The organism is Alteromonas sp. 5E99-2 (assembly GCF_017368475.1).
Taxonomy (GTDB): domain Bacteria; phylum Pseudomonadota; class Gammaproteobacteria; order Enterobacterales; family Alteromonadaceae; genus Alteromonas_F.
This window is the reverse complement of the sequence record NZ_JAFNJE010000002.1, coordinates 158,060-182,326: the sequence shown is the minus strand read 5'-3', so window position 1 is coordinate 182,326 and position 24,267 is coordinate 158,060. Positions and strand designations below refer to the sequence as shown.

Sequence of the window (24,267 nt, the reverse complement as noted above, 5' to 3'; positions counted from 1 at the left end):
GGCTTATTGTTAGTTAGCGTTTTTTTGGTTGTTAGTTCTGTCAATGAGCCTACTCAAGTTAATTGGACTTCATGGATTACAGGACAGTCTTTGTCCTCGGACTTTCATTATTTGGACTTGGTCGAATTACTTTTTCGTTTAGGTCAATAGGCGAGAAAAGCGCTAACACTTCCTTTACCCGCGTGCGTTTAGCACCATTTCTACTAATCGTTCTTTTTACTTCGAAACTTTTAACTTTCGCTCCCGTGTAGAGCTTTCTAACATCTGGCGTGTCATGGTTTGAAAGTAATACAGGTACACCTGTTTCTGAAGCCGTTTTTTTTGCGAGATTGGCAAGTTTGGACTGTGACTCGAAGTTAAACCCAGCTTTAGCATATGATGTAAAGGAGGCAGATTGACTTAGAGGGAAGTAGGGGGGATCGCAATAGATCACTTGACCTTTTCTAGCCTGTTTGAAAATGTCTTCAAAGGGCAAACAGGTAAAGGTCGCAGACTTTGATTTTTCTGAAAAATACCACATTTCTTCTTCAGGGAAATAGGGGCGTTTGTAACGCCCAAATGGCACATTAAAACGTCCTTTTGAGCTATATCTACACAACCCGTTGTAACCGTGTCGGTTTAGATAGAGAAAAAGAACAGCTCTCGTCCATGGATCTTGAGTTGTATTAAATTCTTCGCGTAACAAATAATATTGATTTTCTTGGTTGTTAGACGAACAAAAAAGTACTTTTGTTGCCTTTATTAGCTCTGCAGGCTTGTTTTGGATGAATTGGTAAAGAGAGATTAAATCGGGGTTGATATCATTCAATATGTAGCTATCGAAATCGGTGTTAAGAAATACCGAGCCAGCGCCCACAAAAGGTTCAACAAGTTGATCTGCCTTAGGTAAGTTTTTATTAATAGTTTCAGCGAGGCTGTACTTTCCTCCAGCCCACTTTAGAAATGCTCGATGTTTTTTAGTTTTCAATGCTGCCGCTGCGCGTATTATTTTGCAGAGGAGAGTGTATCTGTTGCATCAGCGAGTCTCAACTCTTTGATGATATCGTCAGTCGATTTTATGAAGACATTATTTTTATTTGCAAAATCGGGCAGTGTAGTAATGGCTTCACGAGCTTCAAGCGTTGAATCGAATAATGTAGAGTGGGTGAGCACATACCAATTCCCGCCGTATCGTTTTGTTGTGTAAACAAGGGAAATAGCTTCAAGTTTATTTTCACGGCGAAATGTCACAAGCGCATCTTTATTTTTAAAACCTGCAAATTGAATGACAAAATGCCCCGAAGGATACAATTTGGTATCTGTTAACATTACATCCTTAGGAGTTTGTTCAACCTCTAATGGAGGCTGTTCTTGATTTACAATCTCTGGTTTTACTTCTAATAGAGGTTGAGGCAATGCGGTTTCGGGTTGAACTTCTAGAACCACTGCTGCTGAGTCTATTATCTCTTCAGCATTTAAGGGGTCTTTGGTTCGTTCGATTACATTGTTGCGTGATGGTGTGTTCCCTTGATTGTCCCACTGAGTTACAGTGACTTTTGTTGTGCTAGGTATTACATTTGCAATATCTGAGGCTTGTTCATCTAAAGGCGCAAACAAGGCGGACAATTTGTCACCTTGTTGCCACACAGCGACCCCAATAAGCACACACAATAAAAGTAATACCACTGCAGCCCAAAACGCGCCCATTGCCAGCAATGGGCGTTGCTCAATTTGTTGTTCTTGATGGCGCTCAGTTGGTATGAATGGGTCTGGCGTTTCAGCTTCGGGAGTAAAAGTGTCGTGATCAGCCTGATACAATGACGCTTGTTGCGTACTCAAAAGTAAAGGGGAGCCTGAGTTGTTCTCGGGGAGTTTTCCTTTGGCTTTTTTCGCCCATTGTTTTTCACCGAATAAAATAACATTTAGGTGTTGTTTGTTTCCGGCAAAGCGAGATTGAAGGACGAGTTCCCATAACTCTTGCAGCAACTGTCTTGGTAGTCGCTCTGCTCGAGTGATGGCTATCATTACAGGCCCCTCAAAACTGTTTAGCGAGGCTAAGCATTCATTTAAAGGGCGATGGTAAAAATGGGAATTTTCACCTAGAAGCTGATGACATAACTGTTGTCTTACATCGCTAATTTCCATATTGGGCTCTGCAGCGATATAGGCAATTTCGGTGCTTTCTCCCTGCTGAAAAAGAAAGCCCTCTAATGCTTTTGTTTGTGATGACAGCGTTTCTCCACCCACAAATATAAGTTGGGATGAATAATTAACTAAATAGTTTAGTTTCTCTTGCAAACTTGCTGCCACGTATAATACTCGTCATTAATTTAACACGATTTTTAATACATCATTAGGTACATCGCTTGTGACACAGGCTTTACCAATACCTTGTGGCATAATAAAGCGAATTGCGCCTGCTTGAACCTTTTTATCGTGTTGCATGTGTTTTAAATAGTCATCGTAGCCCATGTTTTTCGGGCCACAAATCGGTAAATTAAATGCGTCGATTAAATTGGTGGCGCGACAAACTTCTGACGCTGTCATCCAATTTAATTGTTCTGATACTTGACAAGCAATAACCATACCTGCACCGACGGCTTCGCCGTGTAACCAGTTGCCATACCCCATCTCTGCTTCTATGGCATGGCCAAAGGTATGTCCTAAATTTAAGAGCGCACGTAGGCCGTGTTCTTTTTCATCTTGAGCTACAATTTCAGCTTTAATCTCACAACAACGCTGTATAGCGTAATTTAATGCTTCGGGGTTAAGTGCAATTAATTCACTGGTATTGTTTTCTAGCCAGCTAAAAAAATCCTTATCGTAAATGATGCCATATTTAATGACTTCGGCCATACCTGCCGCAAATTCTCGCTTTGGTAATGTTGATAAGGTTGTTGAGTCAATAATAACGGCTTTAGGCTGATAAAATGCGCCTATCATGTTTTTACCCAAAGCGTGATTGACTGCGGTTTTCCCACCCACTGATGAGTCTACCTGAGAAAGCAAGGTTGTCGGTATTTGAACAAAAGGAATACCTCGCTGAAAAGTCGATGCTACAAAACCACACAAATCGCCCACTACACCGCCACCTAGAGCAACTAAAGTTGTATCTCTGGCGCAACCAAGTTTAAGCATCTCGCCTATGACAGACTCTAATTGGGTTAGCGTTTTGTACTCTTCACCATCGGGGATGATTATTTCTTTGACGCTAAATTCGCTCAATGATGTTTTTAATTTATCTAAATACAGGGGAGCGATGGTTTCGTTGGTTAAAATAACCAGATTTTTATGTGAGATATTTTGCGTGAAAAGATCTGATTTATCGAGATTTGATTCACCAATATATATAGGGTAGCTTCGCGCCCCTAGCTCTACGGTTAGTCTAGTCATGGGCGCGTACTCCTAAATATTAAAGGCCGATTTTACTAATTATTTGATTTGCTACTGAACGTGCTGATTGGTCATCTGTTTGAACAACATAATCTGCAACTTCTTCGTACATTGGATTGCGTTCGTCAGCCAGATCACGCAATACTTTTTCTGGATCATCGTTTTGCAAAAGAGGACGTCGCTTATCTCTTTGTGTACGTGTAACTTGTTTATCGATTGTCGTTTGAAGATAAACCACAATGCCACGAGCAGAGAGTCTATTTCTAACAGCTTTAGTGACAATAGAACCACCACCGGTTGCTAAAACGATGCCTTGCATGTCAGTGAGATCATTAATGACGGTTTCTTCTCTATTACGGAAACCTTCTTCGCCTTCAAGATCAAAGATCCAACTAATGTCAGCGCCTGTACGCTTTTCTATTTCTTGGTCTGAGTCGAAAAATTCTAAATGAAGTTCGTCTGCTAGGTGGCGACCAATGGTACTTTTACCGGCGCCCATTGGACCTACTAGAAAGATGTTACGTTTTTCAGCCATATTTGCTTGTATCACAACTATTGATGTTTAGGGGGATGTGCAGTGTTTTTATCCGCCCGACTATGTGCTTTATCACTGCTATAACACTTGCAGATAAGCACCCAAAAAAGCCTCGCTAAATTTTCGAGGGCGGGATTATCTCAGGTAATGCAGCTGGTATGCAAGTTTGTTGTTTGTATTATATGTAAATTTGTATTAACTCGACCATTAATTTCTTTAAAATTAATGGTCGAAGACAACATTTATAATGATTCTGTCATTATTTTAGGTGTAACGAAAATCAGTAATTCTCTTTTTTCAACCGTATTTGATGAATTTCTAAATAACGCACCTACAACTGGTAAGTCGCCAAACAAGGGGATTTTATTTACATCACTGGTTGTAATTTGTTGGAAAATACCACCAAGCACAACTGTTTGTCCGTTTTCTACCAGAACTTGGGTTCTAAGTTCTTGGGTATTAATCGCAATTGCGTTACCAGTAGAGGTGGAAACAGTATCGCCTTGAGTATCTTGTGTAACGACTAGATCAAGGATAATTCGATTATCTGGTGTAATTTGTGGTGTAACTAACAAACTCAACACGGCTTTCTTGAATTCAACCGCTGTTGCACCACTTGAAGCTGCTGACACAAAGGGAATTTCCGTACCTTGTTCTATGTAAGCTTCTTGTTGATTGGCAACAGTGATCCTTGGACTGGCAATGATTTCGCCTTTATTTTCAGCTTCTAATGCAGACAGTTCTAAATCTAGAATGGTACCGTTCGCCAAACTGGCAACTTGGAAAGCTAAAAAGCCCGCATTTTCATTTGTAACAGGCAGATTCACATTAAGGCGATTATCTAAGTCCCCCACGAGTCCAGTATTTGCAGTATCAGCCCCTATTAAGGAGCCCGATGTCGCGAAGTCATCTTGCTGGCCAGTAAACCCCCAACGAACGCCTAGCTCTTCATCTACGCTGTCGTTAACCGTGACCATTCTTGATTCGATGAGCACTTGTTTAACGGGCACGTCTAGTAGTTCAACCATTGCCCTAGCGCCATCAATAGATTCAAGTGTATCGCGAAGTAATATAGTATTGGTCCTTTCGTCTACTGTGACAGACCCTCTTCCACTAAGGATCCCACCGTCTTCACTGCTTAGAATGTTGGCTAAATCTATTGCTTTTGCATAGTTCACAGTAATTGTTGTGGTTCTTAAAGACTCTAATTCAGCTACTTGTTGTTTAGCTTCAAGTTCTTGGGTTTCTCTTGCGGTTAGTTCTTCTGCAGGCGCGATAAGTAAAATGTTACCTTGAAGTCTCTTACCAAGGCCTTTGATTTGTAAAATCATATCAAGTGCTTGATCCCAAGGCACTGCGGATAAGCTAATAGTAATATTGCCTGAAACTGTGTCAGTAGTGACTAAGTTGAAGCCGTTGACCTGAGCAATAATTTGTAAGACTTGCCTAACCGGAACATCTTGAAAATCAAGGGAAATTGGAGAACCAGTATAGGCATCTTGTTCCAGTGCTTGCTGCTCAATTTCTCGATTTATTTCAGTAATAGAAACAAGAATTTCATTGTCAGATTGGATAAATCTTGCTGAGACATTTCCGCTATAAGTAAAAACGACTTTGGATGCTGTTTCTTCTTGAAATGTTTCGATTTTTGACACTGGCGTTGCAAAATTTACAACGTCTAACTCTACGTACTGATCTTCCGCTAGTGCCGTGGCGGGTAGCGTTAGGGTTACTTTGCCTTTAGCTTCAATAAGCTGGGGTTTAACAGTACCAGCACTAAGGGTTAATTTAGTCTCTGCGCCGCCATTGGCATTTCGATTAAAGTCAATATTGTCTAGGGTATTGTTGTAGGCACTATTCACTTTTTCATAAGGGTCAACCAGAGCTGGAGATAATGTCTCTTGCGCTGTTGCCGTTATCCCTGAAAGTGCAATGAAAGAAACCAAGCACCGTACCACATTTTTGCATATTAAATTATTATACGTATATCGCTTAAACATTATTGTTTTCTCCAACGCGTGACTTTATTGCCAAGACTGTTTCTTGGCGTTGCCAACATCCAGCGCCATCAGGTACAAGTTCTTCTATTGTTACTTTGGAACCGTCAATTGCAATTATTTTTCCAAAAAATAACCCTAATCTGCTTCCTTGAGTTGCTTTGTGTAACGCACCATCGTTGGAGCTAAATAATACCCAACGAACTCCATTAGAGGTGAAGGTTCCGGTTAAAGACAAAGCATCGATACCAAACTGTTCCAATGGTTGCTTTTTTCGGTCAAAGTTTGGCTGTAAGCAGCTTGACTGACTTTGTGTTTCAACCAAGGTATTTGATTTTCCATTTGGGTTAAACGGGCTTCGTTTATCTTCTGATGTATAAACGAAAGCAGGTTGAGGTTGAAATTTTCGATAAGGTTCTACATTTGCTTTAGGCCGACTTTTAACTTCCTCGGTGTAGGCGATAAGGTCGTCTAGTTTTGGCGTACAAGCTGTCACTATGACACACAATAGGAGCATCAGAGGATAACGCATTTATTGGCCTCCTTCAGAAGTAGTGAGTAGTTCACTATCACGGGACGCTGTTCGATAAGTTTTAGCTTGCATTTCCAAAGATAGCTTAGTGCCCGCTTTGGCTACTGAAAAATTGTGAACTGTAACAATACGAGGAAGATCTGCCATTTTTGAAACAAATTCGCCAAACTCATGATAAGTCCCAGATACCTCTATGCGAATAGGCAGTTCAGTATAAAATTCTTTAGGTACTTCTTGTTGCCAATTCAATAATTTAAATGTTAAGCCTGAGCTCGTTCCTGCGTAGGTTATATCGTCTAAAAGGCCAGGAGTCTCATTACTTGTTGGCAACGATTTTAACATAGTAGAAAAGTCTTCTTCTATGCTGCGTAATTGTTCTTGGTAACCAGCGAGGTTACTCGCGATTCGAGATTTCGCTTCAAACTTCAGCTTGAGCTCACTTTCTTGCAGTTCGGCGGCTTCTAAGTTAGGTAATTTGGGAGTCACTATTAAATAATAACTTAGTGCACCCACTACAATAGCTACAAATAAAGCGACAACGACCTTTACTTCAAAAGGCCAAATTGCTGCTTGCTCGAAGTCTAATTCGTTGAGCTCTTTTAGCTTTTTTACATCAAACTTCACTGAGCTTGCTCCTTCTCAACATGGGCATTGTTATTGAGCCTTACTGTTAATCTGAATGTGCTCACTGCATCGCTTGCGCTGGTATCTGCAACAATTGACGATAATTCAGGATTAATAAATACTTTGCTGTTATCTAGTTGTCTCATGAATTCAGAAAGGCGATTGTTGGAATCGCTAACACCGTCAATTTCAATATTGTTTTCGCTGCGTTGCATTTTTACAAAAGATACGCCATTTGGAATAAGCCTAACCAACTCATCCATAATAATTGGAGTTAGGTTTCGACTAAGCTGCAGTTGCTCAATAAGCGACATGCGTTTTTCAATTTCTTCTTTACTATCTTTAACTTTTTGGATTTCTCCAATGATTGCATCTAGACGGGCAATTTCTGTTTGTAAAAATTGGTTTCGCGCATTTTGGTTACCAATTTGTTGGTCAATCGCTTGCCCAATTAACCAGAATATTGTTGTACAAATAATAGCAGTGCTTGCCAGAATGACTAAATAATCTTGCTTTTTTTTCTGGCGAAGAGACTCTCGCCAAGGCAATAAATTTACATGTGCCATGGTGAAAAACTCCTCGTAGCTAAACCTGCGGCAATACAGAATTGAGGGGCTAAACTATTCACTAGCTCTGTATTAATGTTTTTACCAATAGCAATATTTTTAAAGGGATTAAAGGCACTCACTTCCATATCTAGCTCTTTATCCAATGCGCTTACTAATTCTGGAATGCAAGCACCACCGCCAGTAAGTAGCATCTTTTCTGGGGGAGGTGAATGTGTTGTTGTTGTGTACATTTGTATTGCGCGGTTTATTTGCTGCTGACAATTAGCAAGGAAAATAGGTAGCGTATCTGTCTTCCAAGAATCTGATAAAGAACCATCGATTAACCCTTTTTCAACATCTTGTTTTTCCATCATATGCATCATGGATATATCTTGTAGTAGCATATTCATCCCAAAATTATGTTCTTTGGAATATAGGACTTCATTGTCTTTAACTACACTAACTTGCAATGCTGAAGCGCCTAAATTTATGCAACATATTTGACCTGAATATGATTTGTCATAGAAATGGGATATTGCATTACCTAAAGCATAACCTTCTACATCGACAACCCTAGGTTCAAATGGAATTTCTCTGACTAAAGTTAAGCGGCTATCAACAATATCTTTGTGTGCTGCACTGAGTAGAATATTAACTTTCCCAACATGGGTATTACTTGGCCCAAGTTCTTCAAAGTCGAGATAAACTTCTTCTAGTGGATAAGGAATAAGGCTATCTGCTTCGATCTCAATTTGTGACTCTAATTCAAAATCAGTTTGACCGGGATTCATATATACAATTTTGCTGATAACTGACGACCCAGACACCCCAATTACAACGTCTTTGAGCTTTGTTCTCAAAGATTTTTGGACCTTCCTAAGGGCTAAGCTAACCGCTTCGAAATCTTTTATTTCTCTTTCAGCAAAGGCTTCTTTATGTATAGGTTCGCAGACCGCTGAGTGAACAGTGTATTCGTCTTTCTTCTTCTCGATTACCACAGCTTTTATAAAACGGGTCCCTATATCGAGGCCAATCATCAATGGAACTTTCTTGGACAGCAATCCTTTCATATAAATACCGCTCTTTTTTACTTAGGATAGTTCAAGTCTATATAATTTGGATTTTTTCGAACTTTTTAGTTTTTTTAACCAACTGTAAGTATAGAATATACCATTCTGGCAACATTACACGGCATTCGTCAATTTTGTGAAGTATTTAAAAGCGATTTTTATTTTTACACTGATAAGTTTTGTGATTGGTTTGGCTGCACTTTTTGGCTTGTATCGATACATAGAACCGGATTTACCTAGTGTAGATGTATTAAAAGAAGTTCGATTACAAACGCCCATGCGTATTTATACTCATGATGGCAAGCTTGTGTCGCAATACGGTGTTAAAAGACGAATTCCTGTAAAACTCGACGAAGTGCCAGAGCAGTTAATTCAGGCGATTATTGCAACTGAAGATAGTCGTTTTTATCAGCATGTCGGTATAGATCCTATTGGTTTAACTCGGGCCGTAATTAATCTCCTCATCACTGGCGAAAAACAACAAGGCGCAAGTACCCTTTCAATGCAGTTGGCACGTGGTTTTTTCTTATCTAGAGAAAAAACTTACATAAGAAAAATAAAAGAAATTTTTATTGCGTTGCATATGGAAAGTGAGCTAAGTAAAGATGAAATTCTCGAACTTTATTTGAACAAAGTTGAATTAGGTCATCGCTCATTTGGGGTTGGTGCGGCTGCCCAAGTTTATTATGGAAAGCCTCTAAAAGAATTAACCCTAGCTCAAATTGCCACAATAGCGGGTTTACCTCAAGCGCCTTCGGTGTTGAATCCGATTAGCCGGCCAGAGCGATCTAAACAGCGAAGAAGAATTGTTTTATTGAGAATGCTAGATGAAGGCTTTATTGATCGTGAACAATTCACTCAAGCGTTAAATGCACCTGTAACGGCAAAGCGCCACGGTGCTGAAATAGAAGTAGATGCGCCCTACTTAGCAGATATTATCTACACAGAAATGGTTGGCATATATGGTAAAGAAGAAGCTGAAACTGGGGGGTACCAAGTTTTCTCGACAGCGACTTCATCTATGCAGTTAGCAGCACAACAAGCGACTATTCGAAACTTACACGATTATGATGAACGACATGGTTATCGTGGGCCGATTGGATACCTTTGGAATGCGCCAATTGAAGACGAGAACAACGAGGATGAGCAAACGATCATTGAGGTACCACCTGATGACGAAATCATAGAATACTTACAAGCCGTTCAAAACATAACTCCACTTGTTTCTGGAATAGTGACTCAGGTTGATGAGCTAAGTATTGACGTTTTAGTGGGCTCAGGAGAGCGGATCACAATTTCATGGGAAGGCCTTGATTGGGCGAGAGAATACATTACTGACAGTCGACAAGGAAATGCACCTAAACAAGCTGACGATATCTTGAGAGAAGGGGCGATTGTTTGGATACGTCAACAAGAAGGACAATGGCGCCTTTCACAATTACCTAGTGTAAGCGGTGCTTTTGTGGCGATTGACCCACGGAATGGAGCAGTGCAAGCTGTTGTTGGAGGGTATAATTATTATCAGAGTCAATTTAACCGTGTTACTCAAGCTAAAAGGCAAATTGGCTCAAATGTAAAACCCTTTGTCTATGCTGCGGCATTAGACAACGGGTATACCGTTGCGAGTGTGATCAACGATGCGCCAATTAACCAGTGGAATGCTCGGAGCGGTGTGGCATGGCGCCCACAAAATTCTCCTAATGAATACGACGGCCCAATACGCATGCGAAAGGCTCTGGGACGATCGAAAAACGTCGTTTCAATTCGACTGCTAAGAGGCGTTGGTCTTGATCGAACTGTAGATTACTTAACGAATTTCGGTTTTCTTAGGGATGAAATTCCAAGGGATGAAACCCTGTCTCTTGGTTCAGGCTCCCATACTCCTTTGGAAGTTGTTAGAGCAATGAGTGTTATTGCTAATGGAGGGTTTCTAGTTAATCCTCATTTTATTTCTCATATCGAAAATGAGCTGGGTGAAGAATTGTGGAAAGCAAACCCCGTAGAGGCTTGTAACCCGTGCAACCAAGTTGAAACAGTTCAAGATATAGAAGCTCAATTAGCAGCGGAGCTTGAAGGTGTTAGCTTTGAAGCAAGTGCGGATGAGCGAATACCAGCACCTCAGGTTATTTCACCGCAAACAGCATTTTTAGTGGCTGATATGATGCGTACGGCAGTAAGAGCAAATGGAAATTGGAATAAGAAAACGTATTGGTTAGGGACCGGATGGCGCGCTAGAAATATATTAGGTCGCACAGATATAGGTGGAAAAACAGGGACAACAAATGACGCTAAAGACACTTGGTTTAGTGGCTTTACTCATAACCTAGTGGCAACCTCTTGGGTGGGGTTTGACGACCCAAGTCGTCAATTAGGCAGGGCAACAAGAAACCAAAATATTGTAAATCGAAACCCTGAGAAATTTAATTGGGTTGGGAATGGTCTAATTGGATCGGAAGACGGTGCTAAAGCAGCGCAACCTGCATGGATTCGCTTTATGCAACAAGTGTTAGCTGATAAACCGAACCAGCCTTTAATTGTGCCAGAAGATATTGTTCAGGTACGCGTTGATAGAAATAGTGGCTTCTTGACTAGACGCAGTGACCATACCACACTGTTTGAGTACTTTCGTCGTGGCACTGAGCCTTCGCAGTTTGTAAAAGAAGAAGATATTATTGATCCTGCCACCCTTGGCGATCAGAAAACCGAAGAGTCGGATGATATCTTTTAACGTGTAAATGAGGATAAAATGTCAAAAAATAATAATCAGTTTTTATATATACCTCATGCAGGTCCGGCACTATTAGAAACTCCATTACTTAATAAAGGTAGTGCCTTTACTTCCAGAGAAAGAGAAGCATTTAATCTAAACGGTTTGCTTCCACCGAGATACGAAACAATAGATGAGCAAGTAGAGCGAGCCTACATGCAATACTGTAGCTTCGAAGAAACACTCAATAAGCATATCTATTTGAGAGCGATTCAAGACACCAATGAAACTCTTTTTTATCGATTGATTCACGATCATATCGATGAAATGATGCCTATCATTTACACGCCAACAGTAGGGGATGCTTGCGAACAATTTTCTGATATCTATCGCAGTTCGCGAGGCCTATTTATTTCCTATGAAAATCGCCATCAAATTGATGATATTTTACGTAATGCCACTAAGCAGAAAGTAAAAGTCATTGTGGTTACTGATGGTGAACGCATATTAGGTTTAGGAGATCAGGGAATTGGTGGCATGGGCATTCCTATTGGAAAGCTGAGCTTATACACAGCTTGTGGCGGTATTAGCCCTGCCTACACTATGCCTGTGATGCTTGATGTGGGAACAAACAATGAAAAGTTGTTAAATGATCCTATGTACATGGGGTCAAGGCACCCCCGTATTACAGGCAACGAATACAATGAGTTTGTAGACACTTTCATTCGTGCTGCCCGTAAACGTTGGCCAGAAGTTATGGTGCAGTTTGAAGATTTTGCACAACCCAATGCAATGCCAATATTGAGACGCTACAGAGAAGAAATTTGTTGTTTTAATGATGATATTCAAGGCACGGCAGCGGTCACTCTAGGGACTATACTTGCTGCGTGTAAAGTGAAATGCCGTAAGCTTTCGACTATGAAAGTGGTGTTTGTCGGTGCAGGATCGGCTGGTTGTGGTATTGCTGAAATGCTCATCCAACAAATGGTGAAAGAAGGCTTAGATGATTCCGAAGCACGTAAACAGGTGTTCATGATTGATCGCCATGGTTTAGTGACAGAAGGAATGGAAGAATTACGAGACTTCCAACAAGCGTTACAGCAAAATAAAGATGACTTAATAGAATGGTCTTTTAGTGGTGAATATGCCAGTTTGAACGATGTGGTTAACTGCGCCAAACCGGATATCCTTATTGGCGTTTCAGGTCAGGCTGGACTGTTTACAGAAGAAGTTGTGCGCAATATGAGCAAGCACTGTAAACAGCCTATTATTTTTCCATTAAGTAACCCGTCGAGACAAGTCGAAGCCCGTCCCGAGCAAGTTATTGAATGGACAGATGGAAATGTAGTGATTGCAACGGGAAGCCCTTTTCAACCAGTAGAATATAAAGGTGAAACCTTTACAGTAGCGCAATGTAATAACAGTTACATATTCCCTGGCATAGGTTTAGGTGTACTGGCATCTAAGGCTAAGTTAATTAGTGATGATATGCTAATGGCTGCGAGTAACGCCTTGGCTGATAGCTCGCCTCTGGCTAATTTGGGAAAAGGGGAGTTGCTGCCAAGTTTAGGTAACATAGCTCAGCTCAGTAAAGAAATTGCGTTTGCCGTAGGTAAAGTTGCAATTGATGAAGGCTTGGCGTTACCTATTTCTGACGAAAAACTGCGTGATAAAATTGAGTCCACATTTTGGCTAGCAGAATACCGACCTTATAAACGTGTCAGTATTTAATTTTTTAGAGAGACTCATATTTATTAATGTGAGTCTCTAATTCCGAAAATTTTTTTGAAACTAGATTATATTAGCGGAAGTTATTCTATTCTGTTTGATCCTAAGTAAAGGAATAGTCTATTATCATGTTAATAAAGCATCATTCATTTACTGTATACAGGCGATATGGCTCATTTACCTTCTAACGTTATTTCATGCCATTTTAATAATAAGACCTCATGTGAAAATTGTCGTTTAAATCAGCTTTGTCTACCCATCAGTTTGCAAATCAATGAAATTGATAAATTAGATGCCATTATTAAACGTAAGAGGCCTATTGGTAAAGGGGATGCTGTTTTCCACCTAGGCGAGCGTTTTAGTGCTATTTATGCGGTGAGATCTGGAAGCTTGAAGACAGTAAATGTAACTGTTGATGGGCAAGAGCAAGTGACAGGTTTTTATTTGCCTGGAGAAATTTTCGGTTTAGATGGTTTAGGCAATAATATACATACTAACTCTGCAGTTGCACTAGAAACGTCAGCAATCTGTGAAATTCCATTTTCGAGACTAGAAGAGCTGACAATAAAAATACCTAGTCTCCAGCGACACATTTTCCAAGTTCTAGGTCAAGAAATTGCTTCTGAGCAGTCGCTTATTACTCATTTAAGTACAAGTACTGCCGAAGAACGAGTGGCAGCATTATTAATTAGTATTTCGTCTAGAAATCACCGCCGTCAGCTATCGGGTACAGATTTCCGTTTACCAATGTCTCGCACAGATATGGCGAGTTATTTGGGGGTGACAATAGAAACAGTCAGTCGTATTCTCAGTCATTTCCAAAAAAAGAAGCTTGTTACGATCAAAATGAAAGACATAATCATCACCGATATGCAGGCGTTGAGATCCCTCGCTAAAGTTTCATGACGATTCGCTATTGCTGTAGCGGATTCTGTTCACTAAATTACTTTTAATATTTCATCAAAGAAGGAAGTTGTACTTTATGAAAAGCGAACAATGTCGCCCTGTATTATTTGATCACGACGGGGGAATAGACGATTTACTTTCTCTTTTATTACTTGTGCGTATGCCTAACATCAACTTGTTAGGGGTAACTATTACGCCTGCCGATTGTTATGCCGATGACGCGGTAATCAGCTCCAGAAAATTGCTGGCGATGACAGGGAATAGTCATGTACCTGTTAGCGAAGGAACCATAGCGGGTCCGAACCCTTTTCCACCTGAATGGCGAGCTCAGCCTAAGATGTGTCACGCTATGCCTGTCATGCTGCGTACTGATGAAACGGACGTGCCGGTTAGTACAGATCCTGCTCATGTGTTTATTCAAAAACAATTAGAGCAAAGTGATAAACCCGTAACAGTTTTAATGACCGGGCCTGCGTCTAACCTCGCTCAAGCTTTGAAAGAACGACCTGATTTGATTGAGAAAGTAGAGAAGGTAGTATGGATGGGTGGTGCTGTTGAAGTCAACGGTAACGTTGCCATGCACGACCATAACCGCTCCGCTGAATGGAATGCTTACTGGCATCCTCAGGCAACAAAAGAGCTATTATCTTGCGGTGTAAAGGTGTGTATGGTGCCTTTAGATGCGACCAATGCCTTTCCTGTTGATAGGTCATTGCTACACACACTAGCAGAAAAAAATACGCCTGTTTCCGATTTGGTAGGTCAGTTTTGGGCTGCAACCACAACGGCTATTCCATCCTATGAATTTACCTATTTTTTATGGGATATATTGTCTACGGCAGTGTTAACCATACCGGAAGATAAAATGACTATTGAAACTAGCCTTATTTCCGTTAGCGTGAACACGCCAAACGCGGGACAAACTTATCTTGATGCAGAAAAGGGTAGTTCAGTAAGTTGGTTGAAATCAACGGATGTTGATTATGTGAAGGCCATGGTTGTTCACTATTTAAGTGGTGAATTTCTAGTTCAGCCTGAAAGGTTTTAAAACTATCCTGACTTTAGCAACATTTGAACTTGTCTTCTCAATTATACTTCAACAATATGAAATCTTATTTAAATCAAATGAGAAGTAATGCATTATGAAAAAACACAAACGTATAAAACGAATTATCAAGATCGCTAATGAGTTGAAGTATAGAGTTTTAAAAAGGTGTTGGTACCTGACAATAGCTTTTGCGTTTGGAAATCTCGTATCCAGTAATGGACTATTGAATCAAAATCCACATTTAGTAAATATAGCCAATGTGAACTCTCAATGTGAGCTGATTAGTTCTTCAAAAGATACATGAATAAAGGCTAGCTTAATCTAAAGCTGTGGTGGCATATTCGAACAATGAATGAAAAGCGTCAGTCAAACAGACTATGTCACCATCAACCAACTACAATTGCATATCAAATACTTTGGAGTTGCGCTGGAAGTTGTAGAGCTCTTGTTTCCCTTGAGGAAGGGAATTGATGTTCGCCGGTGTAAAACCTTGCTCTAAAAACCAGTGTGCGGTGACTGTTGTCAGTACGAATAAACGGGTTATCCCTTCTGCTAAAGTCCGAGACTTTATGGCTTCTAGTATGCGTTCACCACGGTTTCCACCGCGATATTCTCTGTGTGTTGCCACGCAGGCGAGCTCGGCACAATTATCCTTTGGATAAAAATTGAGTGCGGCACAACCAATGATCATTCCGTCTCTTTCTATCACAATAAATTGTTCAATTTCTCGTTCTATTCTTTCACGAGAGCGCTTCACCAAAATACCGCTTTCTTCTAACGGCTTAATTAATTTTAAAATACCACCAACATCGTCAATGGTTGCACTGCGCAATTGTTCGTAATCATGCTGAGAAATAAGCGAACCAGCGCCATCTCGGGTAAACAACTCTTGCAACAATGCCCCATCTTGCTGATAACTCACGCAGTGTGCTCTAGGAATACCGGCACTCACGGTTTCGGATAGCGCATAACTGACGGTTTTTTCTATTTCTAATTCGTTGTTGTGTACAAGGGAATTAAATATAGGGATTTCTACATTACGCAGCAATTTCCCATCGTTTTTTAAAACGCCTACGTGTTCAGAAAAGGCGATGAATTTGTCGGCATCAAGAGCGATGGCTGCTTGTGCGGCTACATCTTCATGGCTTAAATTAAACACTTCGCCTGTTGGCGAATATCCAATAGGTGACAGCAGAACTATAGAGCCGTCATTTAAATGATCGTGTACAGCGTCAGTGTCAATGCGTCTGACTACACCGGTATTTTCAAAATCAACCCCTTGCTTAACTCCCATAGGCTGAGCAACCACGTGGTTGCCACCCACAACGCGAATTTGTGCGCCGTGCATAGGGGAGTTAGGCAAGCCCATGGTTAGCAGAGCTTCAATTTGTGCTCTTACTGAACCTGCAGCATCTTTTACCGCTTCTAATGTGGGCTTATCAGTAACACGTACGCCATCAATAAACCGAGACACCATATTGCGTAACGCAACACGTTCATCAATTTGTGGACGGGCGCCATGTACCAACACCAGGCGAACACCCAAAGAGCTTAACAGTGCAATATCGTGAATGATATTGGCAAAGTTATTATGGTCAAAGGCTTCACCACCAAACATTAATACAAAGGTTTTCCCTCTGTGGGCATTAATGTAAGGCGCTGAGCTGCGAAATAACCGTACACTTTGTGATTGTGAAAAATCAGGCATTGCCATGGTGTTACTGAGTCCTTTATTTAGCTTGGGCTTTTAGTGCCGCGTCTAACGCTTGGTTAACCGTTTCTTGCGATGTACCGCCTAACGCGTTGCGTTTACTGATACCGTAGTTGATGTCTAATACAGCATATACATCGTCACCGATATTACTGTTAACAGACTGCATATCAGCAAGAGGCAATGCTTCAAGTGCGCAAGATTTCTCAATGGCTAACATCACGAGCTGGCCCGTTATGTCATGAGCGGTTCTAAATGGAATGCCTTTTTCTACTAAGTAATCCGCTAGCTCAGTTGCGTTAGAATAACCTTGTTGGGCAGCTTCTTTACAGCGTTCCGTATTGAGTTTAGCGCTATCTAAAACGTCAGCGGCAATACGTAAACATATATGCCATTGAGTCACTGCGTCCATTACCCCTTCTTTGTCTTCTTGCATGTCTTTGTTATACGCAAGAGGAAGGCCTTTAAGGGTAACTAACATACCTTGCAGGTGGCCGAATACACGACCACATTTGCCTCGCATTAGCTCTAGTGCATCGGGGTTTTTTTTCTGCGGCATAAGCGAAGAACCCGAGGTCACTGTATCGCCTAGCTGCATAAACCCAGCTTCACCTGTGTTATAGAAAATTAAATCTTCTGCCATGCGAGACATGTGCATCATGCTGGTACTGGCACAATACAAAAGGTCCAGTACGAAATCTCGGTCTGAAACCGCGTCTAAACTGTTCAAGCAAGGTCCGTCAAAGCCTAAATCTGATGCAATTTGATGGCGATCTACAGGGTAGGTGGTACCGGCTAGAGCGCCACTGCCTAAAGGACATTGGTTTAAACGTTTTATAGCATCGGTTAAGCGAGAAATATCGCGATTAAACATTTCAACATAGGCTAAGCACCAATGGGGCCATAAAACAGGCTGAGCCCGCTGCAAATGGGTATAACCCGGTAAAATCGCCTGTTGATATTTGCTTGCGCAGTTCAATAAGCTTTTTGTTAAATGGTTTAAGTCTTCTAGCAACTCTTCAGCATGACGACGGCACCACAATCTAAAGTCTGTGGCAACTTGATCGTTTCTGCTGCGACCTGTGTGGAGTTTTCGTCCGATATCACCTAGTTTTTCGGTGAGAAGAGCCTCTACTACAGAATGAATATCTTCTTCGTCTACGGTTGATACGTCTAACTGACCGTTTTCGACTTGTGCGATCATATCAGTCAACGTGTCTTCCAACTGCTTTTGTTCATCAGCGGTAAGCACATTCACTGATAACAATGCACGGGACCAAACGATAGATCCGGTCATGTCATCGACTGCCATGACGTTGTCAAACGGTAAAGAATCATTTACTTGGCGAAAAAGGCCACTGCTGCCTTGGCTAAAACGTCCACCCCACAAAGCCATTACTTAGACTCCTCGCCTTTCATTGCCGCAATACGGCTAGACAAGCTGAACAAACGGATAAAGCCTTCAGCGTGTTTTTGGTCGTATACGTCGTCTGCTCCAAATGTAGCAAAATCTTCTGAATACAAGCTATTTGGTGATTGACGTTGAACAACGGTAGCATTGCCTTTGTATAGTTTAATCACTATATCACCAGTGATACCTGCACTTAGCGATTCAGCACCGGCTAACAAAGCTTGGCTTAGTTGAGTAAACCAACGGCCGTCATACATTACATGAGAGAACTCTAAACCTAATTGTTCACGGTATTTCAGTGCCGCTTTATCAAGTACTAGTGCTTCTAGTGCTTTGTAGGCTTTCATAATAACTGTGCCGCCCGGTGTTTCGTAACAACCACGGCTTTTCATTCCTACTAAACGGTTTTCAACAATATCGATACGGCCAACACCGTGGGCTGCAGCGATGGTGTTTAGTTCTACTAATGCTTGATAGGGAGATAAGGCTTTACCGTTTACTGAAACTAGCTCGCCTTTATCAAATGACACACTCACGAGTTCAGAGGCATCAGGTGCTTGCTCTGGTGATACCGTCATTGTCCAGATTTGGTCAGTAGGTGCTTGCCACGGATCTTCTAGCTCGCCACCTTCGTGAGAAATATGCCATGCGTTTGCATCACGGCTATAAATTTTAGTCGCTGAAGCGGTTGTTGGGATGTCACGTTCTGCTAAATAAGCCAGTAAGTCTTCTCGTGAAACCATATCCCATTCACGCCAAGGTGCAATAACCGTAAGCTCAGGAGCAAGGGCTGCAAAAGTACCTTCAAAACGCACTTGATCGTTACCTTTACCAGTACAACCGTGGCAGAGTGCATCAGCACCTACTTTACGTGCTATTTCTACTTGTGCTTTGGCAATAACAGGGCGAGCCATAGACGTACCCAATAAATACTCACCTTCGTATACCGCACCAGTTTTAATGGTTGGATAGATGTATTCTTTTACGAATTCTTCTTTTAAGTCAACAATGTGGCACTCAGATGCACCTGATGCGATTGCTTTTTCGTGAAGACCTTCTAATTCTTCATCACCTTGACCAACGTCAGCGGCAAAAGCAACAACTTCACAGTTATAGTTTTCTTTTAACCACGGCACGATCGCCGAGGTGTCTAGTCCGCCAGAATAGGCTAGAACAACTTTTTTAATATCAGACATAAACTTTCCTTTAAGCGAATAATGTAGTGAGTACAGCGTTTTGAGCGTGCATGCGATTTTCGGCTTGAAGCATAAGTAAAGACTTCTCGCCGTCAATCAACTCACTGGTAATTTCTAAATCTCTATGGGCGGGTTGGCAATGCATAACATGGCTCGCCCCGGTTAACTTCATCATGGCTGAATTGACTTGGTAGGGCATAAAACGCGCCTTAATTTTTTCAAGAGGGGTGTCGTCACCCATTGATAACCAAGTATCAGCATAGATAATATCTGCGCCCTTTGCGGCGTCGACATCGTTACTTGTTGTAATTGTTGTTTGGGTTTGTTCAGCTAATGAACGAGCATGAGCTAGAATATCCTCATCCACTTCGTGACCCTCAGGTGTTACCACGACTTGATGGCAACCCAATAGTGCGCCTAATAGAAGAAGGGAATGAGTCACATTGTTACCGTCGCCTACGTATGCGAGGGTTTTCCCTTTTACGGTGCCAAAAGTTTCATACATCGACAGGTAATCAGCAATCGCCTGGCACGGGTGGTATTTGTCGCAAAGCGCATTAACCACAGGTACAGAGGCATTTTCCACAAAGGTTTCTAACGTAGTGTGGGAAAATACACGGGCTACAATACCGTCGGCCCAGCAACTCATATTGGCAGCCATATCTACAGCGTCTTCACGCCCACTTAATTTACTTGATGCAGTATCAACATAAATAAAATGACCACCTAGTTTTTGCACACCGATATCAAAACTGAGACGTGTGCGCAGTGATGGCTTTTCAAAATAACCAATGATATTTTTACCACGTAAAACGTCAGTGTAATCTTGGGGCTGCTGCTTTACTTTTAATGCAAGCTCCAGCAATGATTGCGCCTGTTCAGGCGTCCAATTTGAAAATGTAAGCAAGCTGTTCATATTAAAGGTCCTTTATGAGCATGAACTTGCGTACCAAGCCGCCCATTGATAATGTCATTTATATTGTCTTTCCAACCCGCGATTGTAACGCTTCTATTGGTTTTTTGCGCTGTGTCCATAGCCGATTCAACTTTTACTTTCATTCCTTCAACGATAACTTTTGCATTAATTAGCTCTTGCATATCGTTGGGCGAAATAGTGGCTATGCGCTCTTTGTTTTCGTTTAGCACCGACGATACATCCGATAACAAAACTAGCGGGCATACCATGGCTACAGCTAGCGCTGACGCTGCGTGGTCGGCATTGATATTCAATAGTTGCCCTTTACTGTCAGAGCCAATGGAAGAAACAATAGGAAGCCAATTATTTTCAACGAGCTCAGATACAAGTTTAGGATTTACTGTGGTCGGAGCGCCAACGCACCCAAGGGATTCACTTACTCGCTCACAGTGCATTAAATTGCCATCTAAAATACTAATTCCCACGGCTTTGCACGATTTAGCCTGAGCCATAGCAACAAGTTGTTTATTGACTGAACCCGCTAAAACACCTGCAACTACAGGCATATGTGCATCGGGAGTGATACGCATGCCTAAGTGTTTCTGTGAAGTAAAGCCAAGGTCTTTTAACATGGCTTGTACTTGTGCGCCGCCACCATGTACAACTATGGGATTTACACCTTTTAGTAAACTAAGCTGGGTAAAAAATTGAGACGCAGCTGATTCTGACTCTAGTAACGCGCCACCTACTTTTATAATAATCGGTTTTGTCATGCAACACCGCCAACGAGACCGGTTTGGTCAGGCCAACCATGACTTAAATTAACGCACTGAATTGCTTGTGTAGCAGCGCCTTTTAACACGTTGTCGATTGCGCTAGACACAATGATATAACCTTTTGATGTATCAATATGCCAATGTAAATCGCAAAACGGTGTATTTACCACGTCGTCCAATTTAGGGTTAGTGGCTTGTAATCTAACAATGGGATTATTTTGATAATACTGAGTAAATATCTCATTTACCTGCTCGGCTGTTACATCCGGTGATAATTTTGCAGTAATCGTAGCCAAAATACCCCGTTTGAAGTTACCTAAGTGAGGCGTAAAAATTACATCTTGACCCAAGTGTTGAGATATTTCTGGCGTGTGCCTGTGTGAAAACACACCATAAGCTTGCAAGCTAACTTCACAAAAGCTATTGCTAAGCGCTGCTTTTCTTCCTGCTCCACTAACACCGGACACTGCGTTAATAATAGGAGGAATAGTACTGTCGAGTACTCCGGCTTTTTTTAGAGGTAATAAGCCGCACAATGAAGCTGTCGGGTAGCATCCCGGAACAGCAACTAACTTTGCATTAGCAATAGCATCAGTATTGTGTTCCGCTAAGCCATATATAGCCTTGTCTAGCCATTGTGTGTGTTGGTGTTTGAAACCGTAAAAGTTTTCGTAATCTTCGCTACTTGCTAGACGAAACGCGCCCGACAAATCAAAAACTCTGGCCTTGCCATTGAGAAGATGAGGGGTCCAGTCGTGGCTTGCTTCGTGAGGCGTCGCAAGCAGAATAACGTCGTTTTCATTGGCGATATCGGCTAGCATCGATTCATCAGCCGCAATTAAGGTATGGGACGACAAATGAGACAAGCTAGGATGCAATGATGCGATAGTTTTCCCTGCATCGTTACTGTTTGTAGATACATAAAGATTATTCAGCTCTAAAAAAGGGTGCTGAATGACTTTTTCTACGAGTGCTGCGCCTGTGTATCCACTGGCACCAAATATTGCTGTTTTAACCATGAAAAACTATTTATGCTATAGGCAATTAAAAATAAGCAGACGAGTTTAACCTTATAGAATATTTATGCAATAAAAATGTATAAATATTTTCAATGGGAGGTGGTTTTATTAAAACACTAGCATTAGTTGCCCACGATCATAAAAAAGAAGCGTTAATTGACTGGGCTAACCAACATAAAGATATGTTGTTAAAACACAATATCATAGCCACCGGAACTACGGGTAAACGGCTTCAAGACGAAGTAGGGCTTACGGTAACTCGGTTAAAGAGTGGACCTTTAGGTGGCGACCAGCAAATTGGCGCACTTATCGCTGAGGAAAAGCTATCAGCTTTGTTTTTCTTTTGGGATCCTCTAAGTGCTCAACCACATGATCCTGATGTAAAAGCGCTTTTGCGTCTTTGTTCTGTATACGATACACCCGTCGCTTGCTCTCGGGCGACAGCAAATTTAATTGTGACTTCACCCTTATTTTTGGCAGATTAATGATTTTTCATTCACTTTTATTAGAATTTAATTCAAAGGACTTTATTTAATGGCAGAACGTAACCCTCTTGTTATCGCGAATTGGAAACTGAATGGCGGTATTGATTTACTTTGTACGTCAGTAGCGGCGTTTATTGGTAAACATTTTGAAACTGACATCGCGATATGCCCGCCTTATATCTATATGCGAGACATGCTGAATTTTCTTCAGCATTCAGAAATTATTGTTGGTAGTCAAAATATCAGTAAATACGCTTCTGGGGCATATACCGGAGAGACTTCAGCAAAAATGGTAAAACAAGCCGGCGGTGGTTTGTGTTTGATTGGTCACTCTGAGCGTCGCCAAATGTTTGGTGAAAGCAATGCGAGTTGCCAGATTAAAGTCAACCAAGCTCTTGAAGTCAATTTAATGCCAATATTGTGTATTGGTGAAAATCTACAGCAAAGAGACGCAGGTGTTACAAAAGATGTCTTATTCAAGCAATTAGAAGAAACCTTGGGCGAAATTGAGTGTTCAGGAGAGCAACTTTGTGTGGCTTATGAACCCGTATGGGCCATTGGCACAGGTAAGGCCGCTAGCCCTGATGATGCGCAGAATATTCATGCTTATATTCGTTGCCAATTGGCATCAATTAAAGGGGAAGATTTTGCTGAAAAAGTGCGTATTTTGTATGGCGGAAGTGTAAACAAAGACAATGCAGCAGATTTGTTGAAAAATAAGGACATTGATGGGTTGCTGGTTGGTGGCGCGAGCTTAGATGCAGAACACTTTATGCAAATCTGTAAAGTAGCCGATGCAAATTAATTAAACTTTGCGTAGTGCACTAGCTCATAAATATAGTGATTGAGCCCTGAGCGTGTTGAACTTTGCTGTGAGAATACACAAACAAGTTCAATACGCCCTAGCTCAAATGTTCTAACTGTGTTTTTTGTTCTTTGGTTTCTTTTTCTGCATTCCACGTTTAATTTTTAGTTGCTGCTGCTCATCCAGTGCTAAGTAAATTTGATGCATATTTGTTGCAAATGCGGTGGCGTTAGTTTTCATTTGCGTTGCGTTAGTATTGAATTGCGTTAACCAGGCTTCGGCATCAAATGTTTCTTGATTTAGTAAGTTCTTTTCGAACTCTTTAAACGTCTTACGTTGCTCTCGAGCGACTTGATGAAGGGCGTCGAGTTCAGCTAGCTCAGTTTGTATTGAGTCTAATTGTGCCTCAGTCAGCGCTAACCGTTTCGTAAGTTTTTGCTCTAAAGAAGACTTTTCAGAGCGAGAGCTTCGTTTTTCCAGTTGTTTTTCTTCTAGCTGTTGTTTTTGCTCATCAGTGAGAATGGCAAGCACAGCATGCTTTCTTTTAGCAGAAGCGAGCCCCTGATGCTTTTTAACTGCAATATTTGCCTCAACAGCCAGAACTAATTGTTGTTCATCTAACTCAGAAGTGAAGGCAATGGGAGCAAAGTACTTGAATGGGCTGCCTTTACGTTTATGCTTCATTGGTGAGCGACCAATATCGTTAATCTGTGATTCTTGTTCGGCGCTCAACGATAGACTTTGTAGAGGGTTAGCATGGCTGCGCTTTTGATGTTCCTTTGCAAATGCGGTTTGAGAAACCAAAAGTGTATAGCTAATACATGCTGTAAGTAAGATTGGCTTAATGGATAACGACATAACAATGGTACCTTTTATTTTGA

General features: G+C 41.3%; 22 protein-coding genes. 6 read left to right on the top strand and 16 right to left on the bottom strand.

Annotated elements, in window-relative coordinates:
• Positions 1–76 precede the first annotated feature (76 nt).
• The 9 genes from J3L16_RS02950 to pilM all read right to left on the bottom strand — a co-directional run bounded on the left by J3L16_RS02950 (position 77) and on the right by pilM (position 8,678).
• On the bottom strand, positions 77–967 hold the full coding sequence (locus J3L16_RS02950) for a Dam family site-specific DNA-(adenine-N6)-methyltransferase (protein ID WP_207611394.1): 891 nt from the start codon (positions 965–967) through the stop codon (positions 77–79).
• A gap of 17 nt (positions 968–984) precedes the next feature.
• On the bottom strand, positions 985–2,289 hold the full coding sequence (locus J3L16_RS02945) for an SPOR domain-containing protein (RefSeq protein ID WP_207611393.1): 1,305 nt from the start codon (positions 2,287–2,289) through the stop codon (positions 985–987).
• A 15-nt stretch (positions 2,290–2,304) separates the two neighbouring features.
• Positions 2,305–3,372 carry a 3-dehydroquinate synthase gene (gene aroB, locus J3L16_RS02940; RefSeq protein WP_207611392.1) on the bottom strand — a complete coding sequence of 356 codons (1,068 nt, stop codon included), beginning with the start codon at positions 3,370–3,372 and terminating at the stop codon, positions 2,305–2,307.
• Positions 3,373–3,391: 19 nt separating this feature from the next.
• A complete protein-coding gene (aroK, locus tag J3L16_RS02935) occupies positions 3,392–3,907 on the bottom strand; it encodes a shikimate kinase AroK (protein WP_207611391.1) in 516 nt (171 codons plus the stop codon).
• A 242-nt stretch (positions 3,908–4,149) separates the two neighbouring features.
• Positions 4,150–5,907: a type IV pilus secretin PilQ family protein gene (locus tag J3L16_RS02930; RefSeq protein ID WP_207611390.1), complete on the bottom strand. Its 1,758-nt coding sequence runs from the start codon at positions 5,905–5,907 to the stop codon at positions 4,150–4,152.
• Entirely contained in the window at positions 5,900–6,436 is a 537-nt protein-coding gene (locus J3L16_RS02925) for a pilus assembly protein PilP (protein WP_207611389.1), read from the bottom strand. Before J3L16_RS02925 ends, J3L16_RS02930 begins: the two co-directional genes overlap by 8 nt.
• A complete protein-coding gene (locus J3L16_RS02920) occupies positions 6,437–7,060 on the bottom strand; it encodes a type 4a pilus biogenesis protein PilO (RefSeq protein ID WP_207611388.1) in 624 nt (207 codons plus the stop codon).
• On the bottom strand, positions 7,057–7,626 hold the full coding sequence (locus J3L16_RS02915; RefSeq protein ID WP_207611387.1) for a PilN domain-containing protein: 570 nt from the start codon (positions 7,624–7,626) through the stop codon (positions 7,057–7,059). The genes J3L16_RS02920 and J3L16_RS02915 overlap by 4 nt, the downstream gene beginning before the upstream one ends.
• Positions 7,614–8,678 carry a type IV pilus assembly protein PilM gene (gene pilM / locus J3L16_RS02910; protein ID WP_207611386.1) on the bottom strand — a complete coding sequence of 355 codons (1,065 nt, stop codon included), beginning with the start codon at positions 8,676–8,678 and terminating at the stop codon, positions 7,614–7,616. The genes J3L16_RS02915 and pilM overlap by 13 nt, the downstream gene beginning before the upstream one ends.
• Positions 8,679–8,814: 136 nt before the next feature.
• Between pilM and J3L16_RS02905 the strand changes: the two genes are divergently transcribed.
• The 4 genes from J3L16_RS02905 to J3L16_RS02890 all read left to right on the top strand — a co-directional run bounded on the left by J3L16_RS02905 (position 8,815) and on the right by J3L16_RS02890 (position 15,067).
• The gene (locus tag J3L16_RS02905; RefSeq protein WP_207611385.1) at positions 8,815–11,406 is read left to right on the top strand and encodes a penicillin-binding protein 1A; all 2,592 of its coding nucleotides are present in this window, start codon (positions 8,815–8,817) and stop codon (positions 11,404–11,406) included.
• Between the two features lie 18 nt (positions 11,407–11,424).
• Positions 11,425–13,116: an NAD-dependent malic enzyme gene (locus tag J3L16_RS02900; RefSeq protein WP_207611384.1), complete on the top strand. Its 1,692-nt coding sequence runs from the start codon at positions 11,425–11,427 to the stop codon at positions 13,114–13,116.
• A gap of 165 nt (positions 13,117–13,281) precedes the next feature.
• On the top strand, positions 13,282–14,019 hold the full coding sequence (gene fnr, locus J3L16_RS02895) for a fumarate/nitrate reduction transcriptional regulator Fnr (RefSeq protein ID WP_207611383.1): 738 nt from the start codon (positions 13,282–13,284) through the stop codon (positions 14,017–14,019).
• Between the two features lie 76 nt (positions 14,020–14,095).
• Positions 14,096–15,067 carry a nucleoside hydrolase gene (locus J3L16_RS02890; protein WP_207611382.1) on the top strand — a complete coding sequence of 324 codons (972 nt, stop codon included), beginning with the start codon at positions 14,096–14,098 and terminating at the stop codon, positions 15,065–15,067.
• Positions 15,068–15,461: 394 nt separating this feature from the next.
• On the opposite strand, the gene argA is transcribed toward J3L16_RS02890, so the two are convergent.
• Genes argA through argC form a run of 6 tightly spaced genes read right to left on the bottom strand, consistent with a single transcriptional unit; the run spans position 15,462 to position 22,096 of the window.
• On the bottom strand, positions 15,462–16,781 hold the full coding sequence (gene argA, locus J3L16_RS02885; RefSeq protein ID WP_207611381.1) for an amino-acid N-acetyltransferase: 1,320 nt from the start codon (positions 16,779–16,781) through the stop codon (positions 15,462–15,464).
• A 16-nt stretch (positions 16,782–16,797) separates the two neighbouring features.
• The gene (gene argH, locus J3L16_RS02880) at positions 16,798–18,174 is read right to left on the bottom strand and encodes an argininosuccinate lyase (RefSeq protein ID WP_207611380.1); all 1,377 of its coding nucleotides are present in this window, start codon (positions 18,172–18,174) and stop codon (positions 16,798–16,800) included.
• Positions 18,174–19,385 carry an argininosuccinate synthase gene (locus J3L16_RS02875; RefSeq protein ID WP_207611379.1) on the bottom strand — a complete coding sequence of 404 codons (1,212 nt, stop codon included), beginning with the start codon at positions 19,383–19,385 and terminating at the stop codon, positions 18,174–18,176. The genes argH and J3L16_RS02875 overlap by 1 nt, the downstream gene beginning before the upstream one ends.
• Positions 19,386–19,395: 10 nt before the next feature.
• Positions 19,396–20,301: an ornithine carbamoyltransferase gene (locus tag J3L16_RS02870; RefSeq protein ID WP_207611378.1), complete on the bottom strand. Its 906-nt coding sequence runs from the start codon at positions 20,299–20,301 to the stop codon at positions 19,396–19,398.
• Positions 20,298–21,074, bottom strand: coding sequence for an acetylglutamate kinase (gene argB, locus J3L16_RS02865; protein WP_207611377.1), 777 nt, complete (start codon positions 21,072–21,074; stop codon positions 20,298–20,300). The genes J3L16_RS02870 and argB overlap by 4 nt, the downstream gene beginning before the upstream one ends.
• Positions 21,071–22,096: an N-acetyl-gamma-glutamyl-phosphate reductase gene (gene argC, locus J3L16_RS02860; protein WP_207611376.1), complete on the bottom strand. Its 1,026-nt coding sequence runs from the start codon at positions 22,094–22,096 to the stop codon at positions 21,071–21,073. Before argC ends, argB begins: the two co-directional genes overlap by 4 nt.
• A gap of 92 nt (positions 22,097–22,188) precedes the next feature.
• Here argC and J3L16_RS02855 point away from each other — a divergent pair, with 92 nt between their 5' ends.
• Together J3L16_RS02855 and tpiA are read left to right on the top strand one after the other, a co-directional pair.
• Positions 22,189–22,581, top strand: coding sequence for a methylglyoxal synthase (locus tag J3L16_RS02855; RefSeq protein ID WP_207611375.1), 393 nt, complete (start codon positions 22,189–22,191; stop codon positions 22,579–22,581).
• Positions 22,582–22,630: 49 nt separating this feature from the next.
• On the top strand, positions 22,631–23,386 hold the full coding sequence (gene tpiA / locus J3L16_RS02850) for a triose-phosphate isomerase (protein ID WP_207611374.1): 756 nt from the start codon (positions 22,631–22,633) through the stop codon (positions 23,384–23,386).
• 111 nt (positions 23,387–23,497) lie between these two features.
• Here the strand turns inward: tpiA and J3L16_RS02845 are convergent, their stop codons facing one another.
• On the bottom strand, positions 23,498–24,244 hold the full coding sequence (locus tag J3L16_RS02845; RefSeq protein WP_207611373.1) for a hypothetical protein: 747 nt from the start codon (positions 24,242–24,244) through the stop codon (positions 23,498–23,500).
• Positions 24,245–24,267 lie beyond the last annotated feature (23 nt).

Bases quoted from the DNA above. Each gene is read 5' to 3' on its own strand.
- aroB (WP_207611392.1), bottom strand. From the start codon at position 3,372: ATGACTAGACTAACCGTAGAGCTAGGGGCGCGAAGCTACCCTATATAT.
- aroK (WP_207611391.1), bottom strand. From the start codon at position 3,907: ATGGCTGAAAAACGTAACATCTTTCTAGTAGGTCCAATGGGCGCCGGT.
- J3L16_RS02930 (WP_207611390.1), bottom strand. From the start codon at position 5,907: ATGTTTAAGCGATATACGTATAATAATTTAATATGCAAAAATGTGGTA.
- J3L16_RS02925 (WP_207611389.1), bottom strand. From the start codon at position 6,436: ATGCGTTATCCTCTGATGCTCCTATTGTGTGTCATAGTGACAGCTTGT.
- J3L16_RS02915 (WP_207611387.1), bottom strand. From the start codon at position 7,626: ATGGCACATGTAAATTTATTGCCTTGGCGAGAGTCTCTTCGCCAGAAA.
- pilM (WP_207611386.1), bottom strand. From the start codon at position 8,678: ATGAAAGGATTGCTGTCCAAGAAAGTTCCATTGATGATTGGCCTCGAT.
- J3L16_RS02900 (WP_207611384.1), top strand. From the start codon at position 11,425: ATGTCAAAAAATAATAATCAGTTTTTATATATACCTCATGCAGGTCCG.
- fnr (WP_207611383.1), top strand. From the start codon at position 13,282: ATGGCTCATTTACCTTCTAACGTTATTTCATGCCATTTTAATAATAAG.
- J3L16_RS02890 (WP_207611382.1), top strand. From the start codon at position 14,096: ATGAAAAGCGAACAATGTCGCCCTGTATTATTTGATCACGACGGGGGA.
- argA (WP_207611381.1), bottom strand. From the start codon at position 16,781: ATGGCAATGCCTGATTTTTCACAATCACAAAGTGTACGGTTATTTCGC.
- argH (WP_207611380.1), bottom strand. From the start codon at position 18,174: ATGGCTTTGTGGGGTGGACGTTTTAGCCAAGGCAGCAGTGGCCTTTTT.
- J3L16_RS02875 (WP_207611379.1), bottom strand. From the start codon at position 19,385: ATGTCTGATATTAAAAAAGTTGTTCTAGCCTATTCTGGCGGACTAGAC.
- J3L16_RS02870 (WP_207611378.1), bottom strand. From the start codon at position 20,301: ATGAACAGCTTGCTTACATTTTCAAATTGGACGCCTGAACAGGCGCAA.
- argB (WP_207611377.1), bottom strand. From the start codon at position 21,074: ATGACAAAACCGATTATTATAAAAGTAGGTGGCGCGTTACTAGAGTCA.
- argC (WP_207611376.1), bottom strand. From the start codon at position 22,096: ATGGTTAAAACAGCAATATTTGGTGCCAGTGGATACACAGGCGCAGCA.
- J3L16_RS02855 (WP_207611375.1), top strand. From the start codon at position 22,189: ATGGGAGGTGGTTTTATTAAAACACTAGCATTAGTTGCCCACGATCAT.
- tpiA (WP_207611374.1), top strand. From the start codon at position 22,631: ATGGCAGAACGTAACCCTCTTGTTATCGCGAATTGGAAACTGAATGGC.
- J3L16_RS02845 (WP_207611373.1), bottom strand. From the start codon at position 24,244: ATGTCGTTATCCATTAAGCCAATCTTACTTACAGCATGTATTAGCTAT.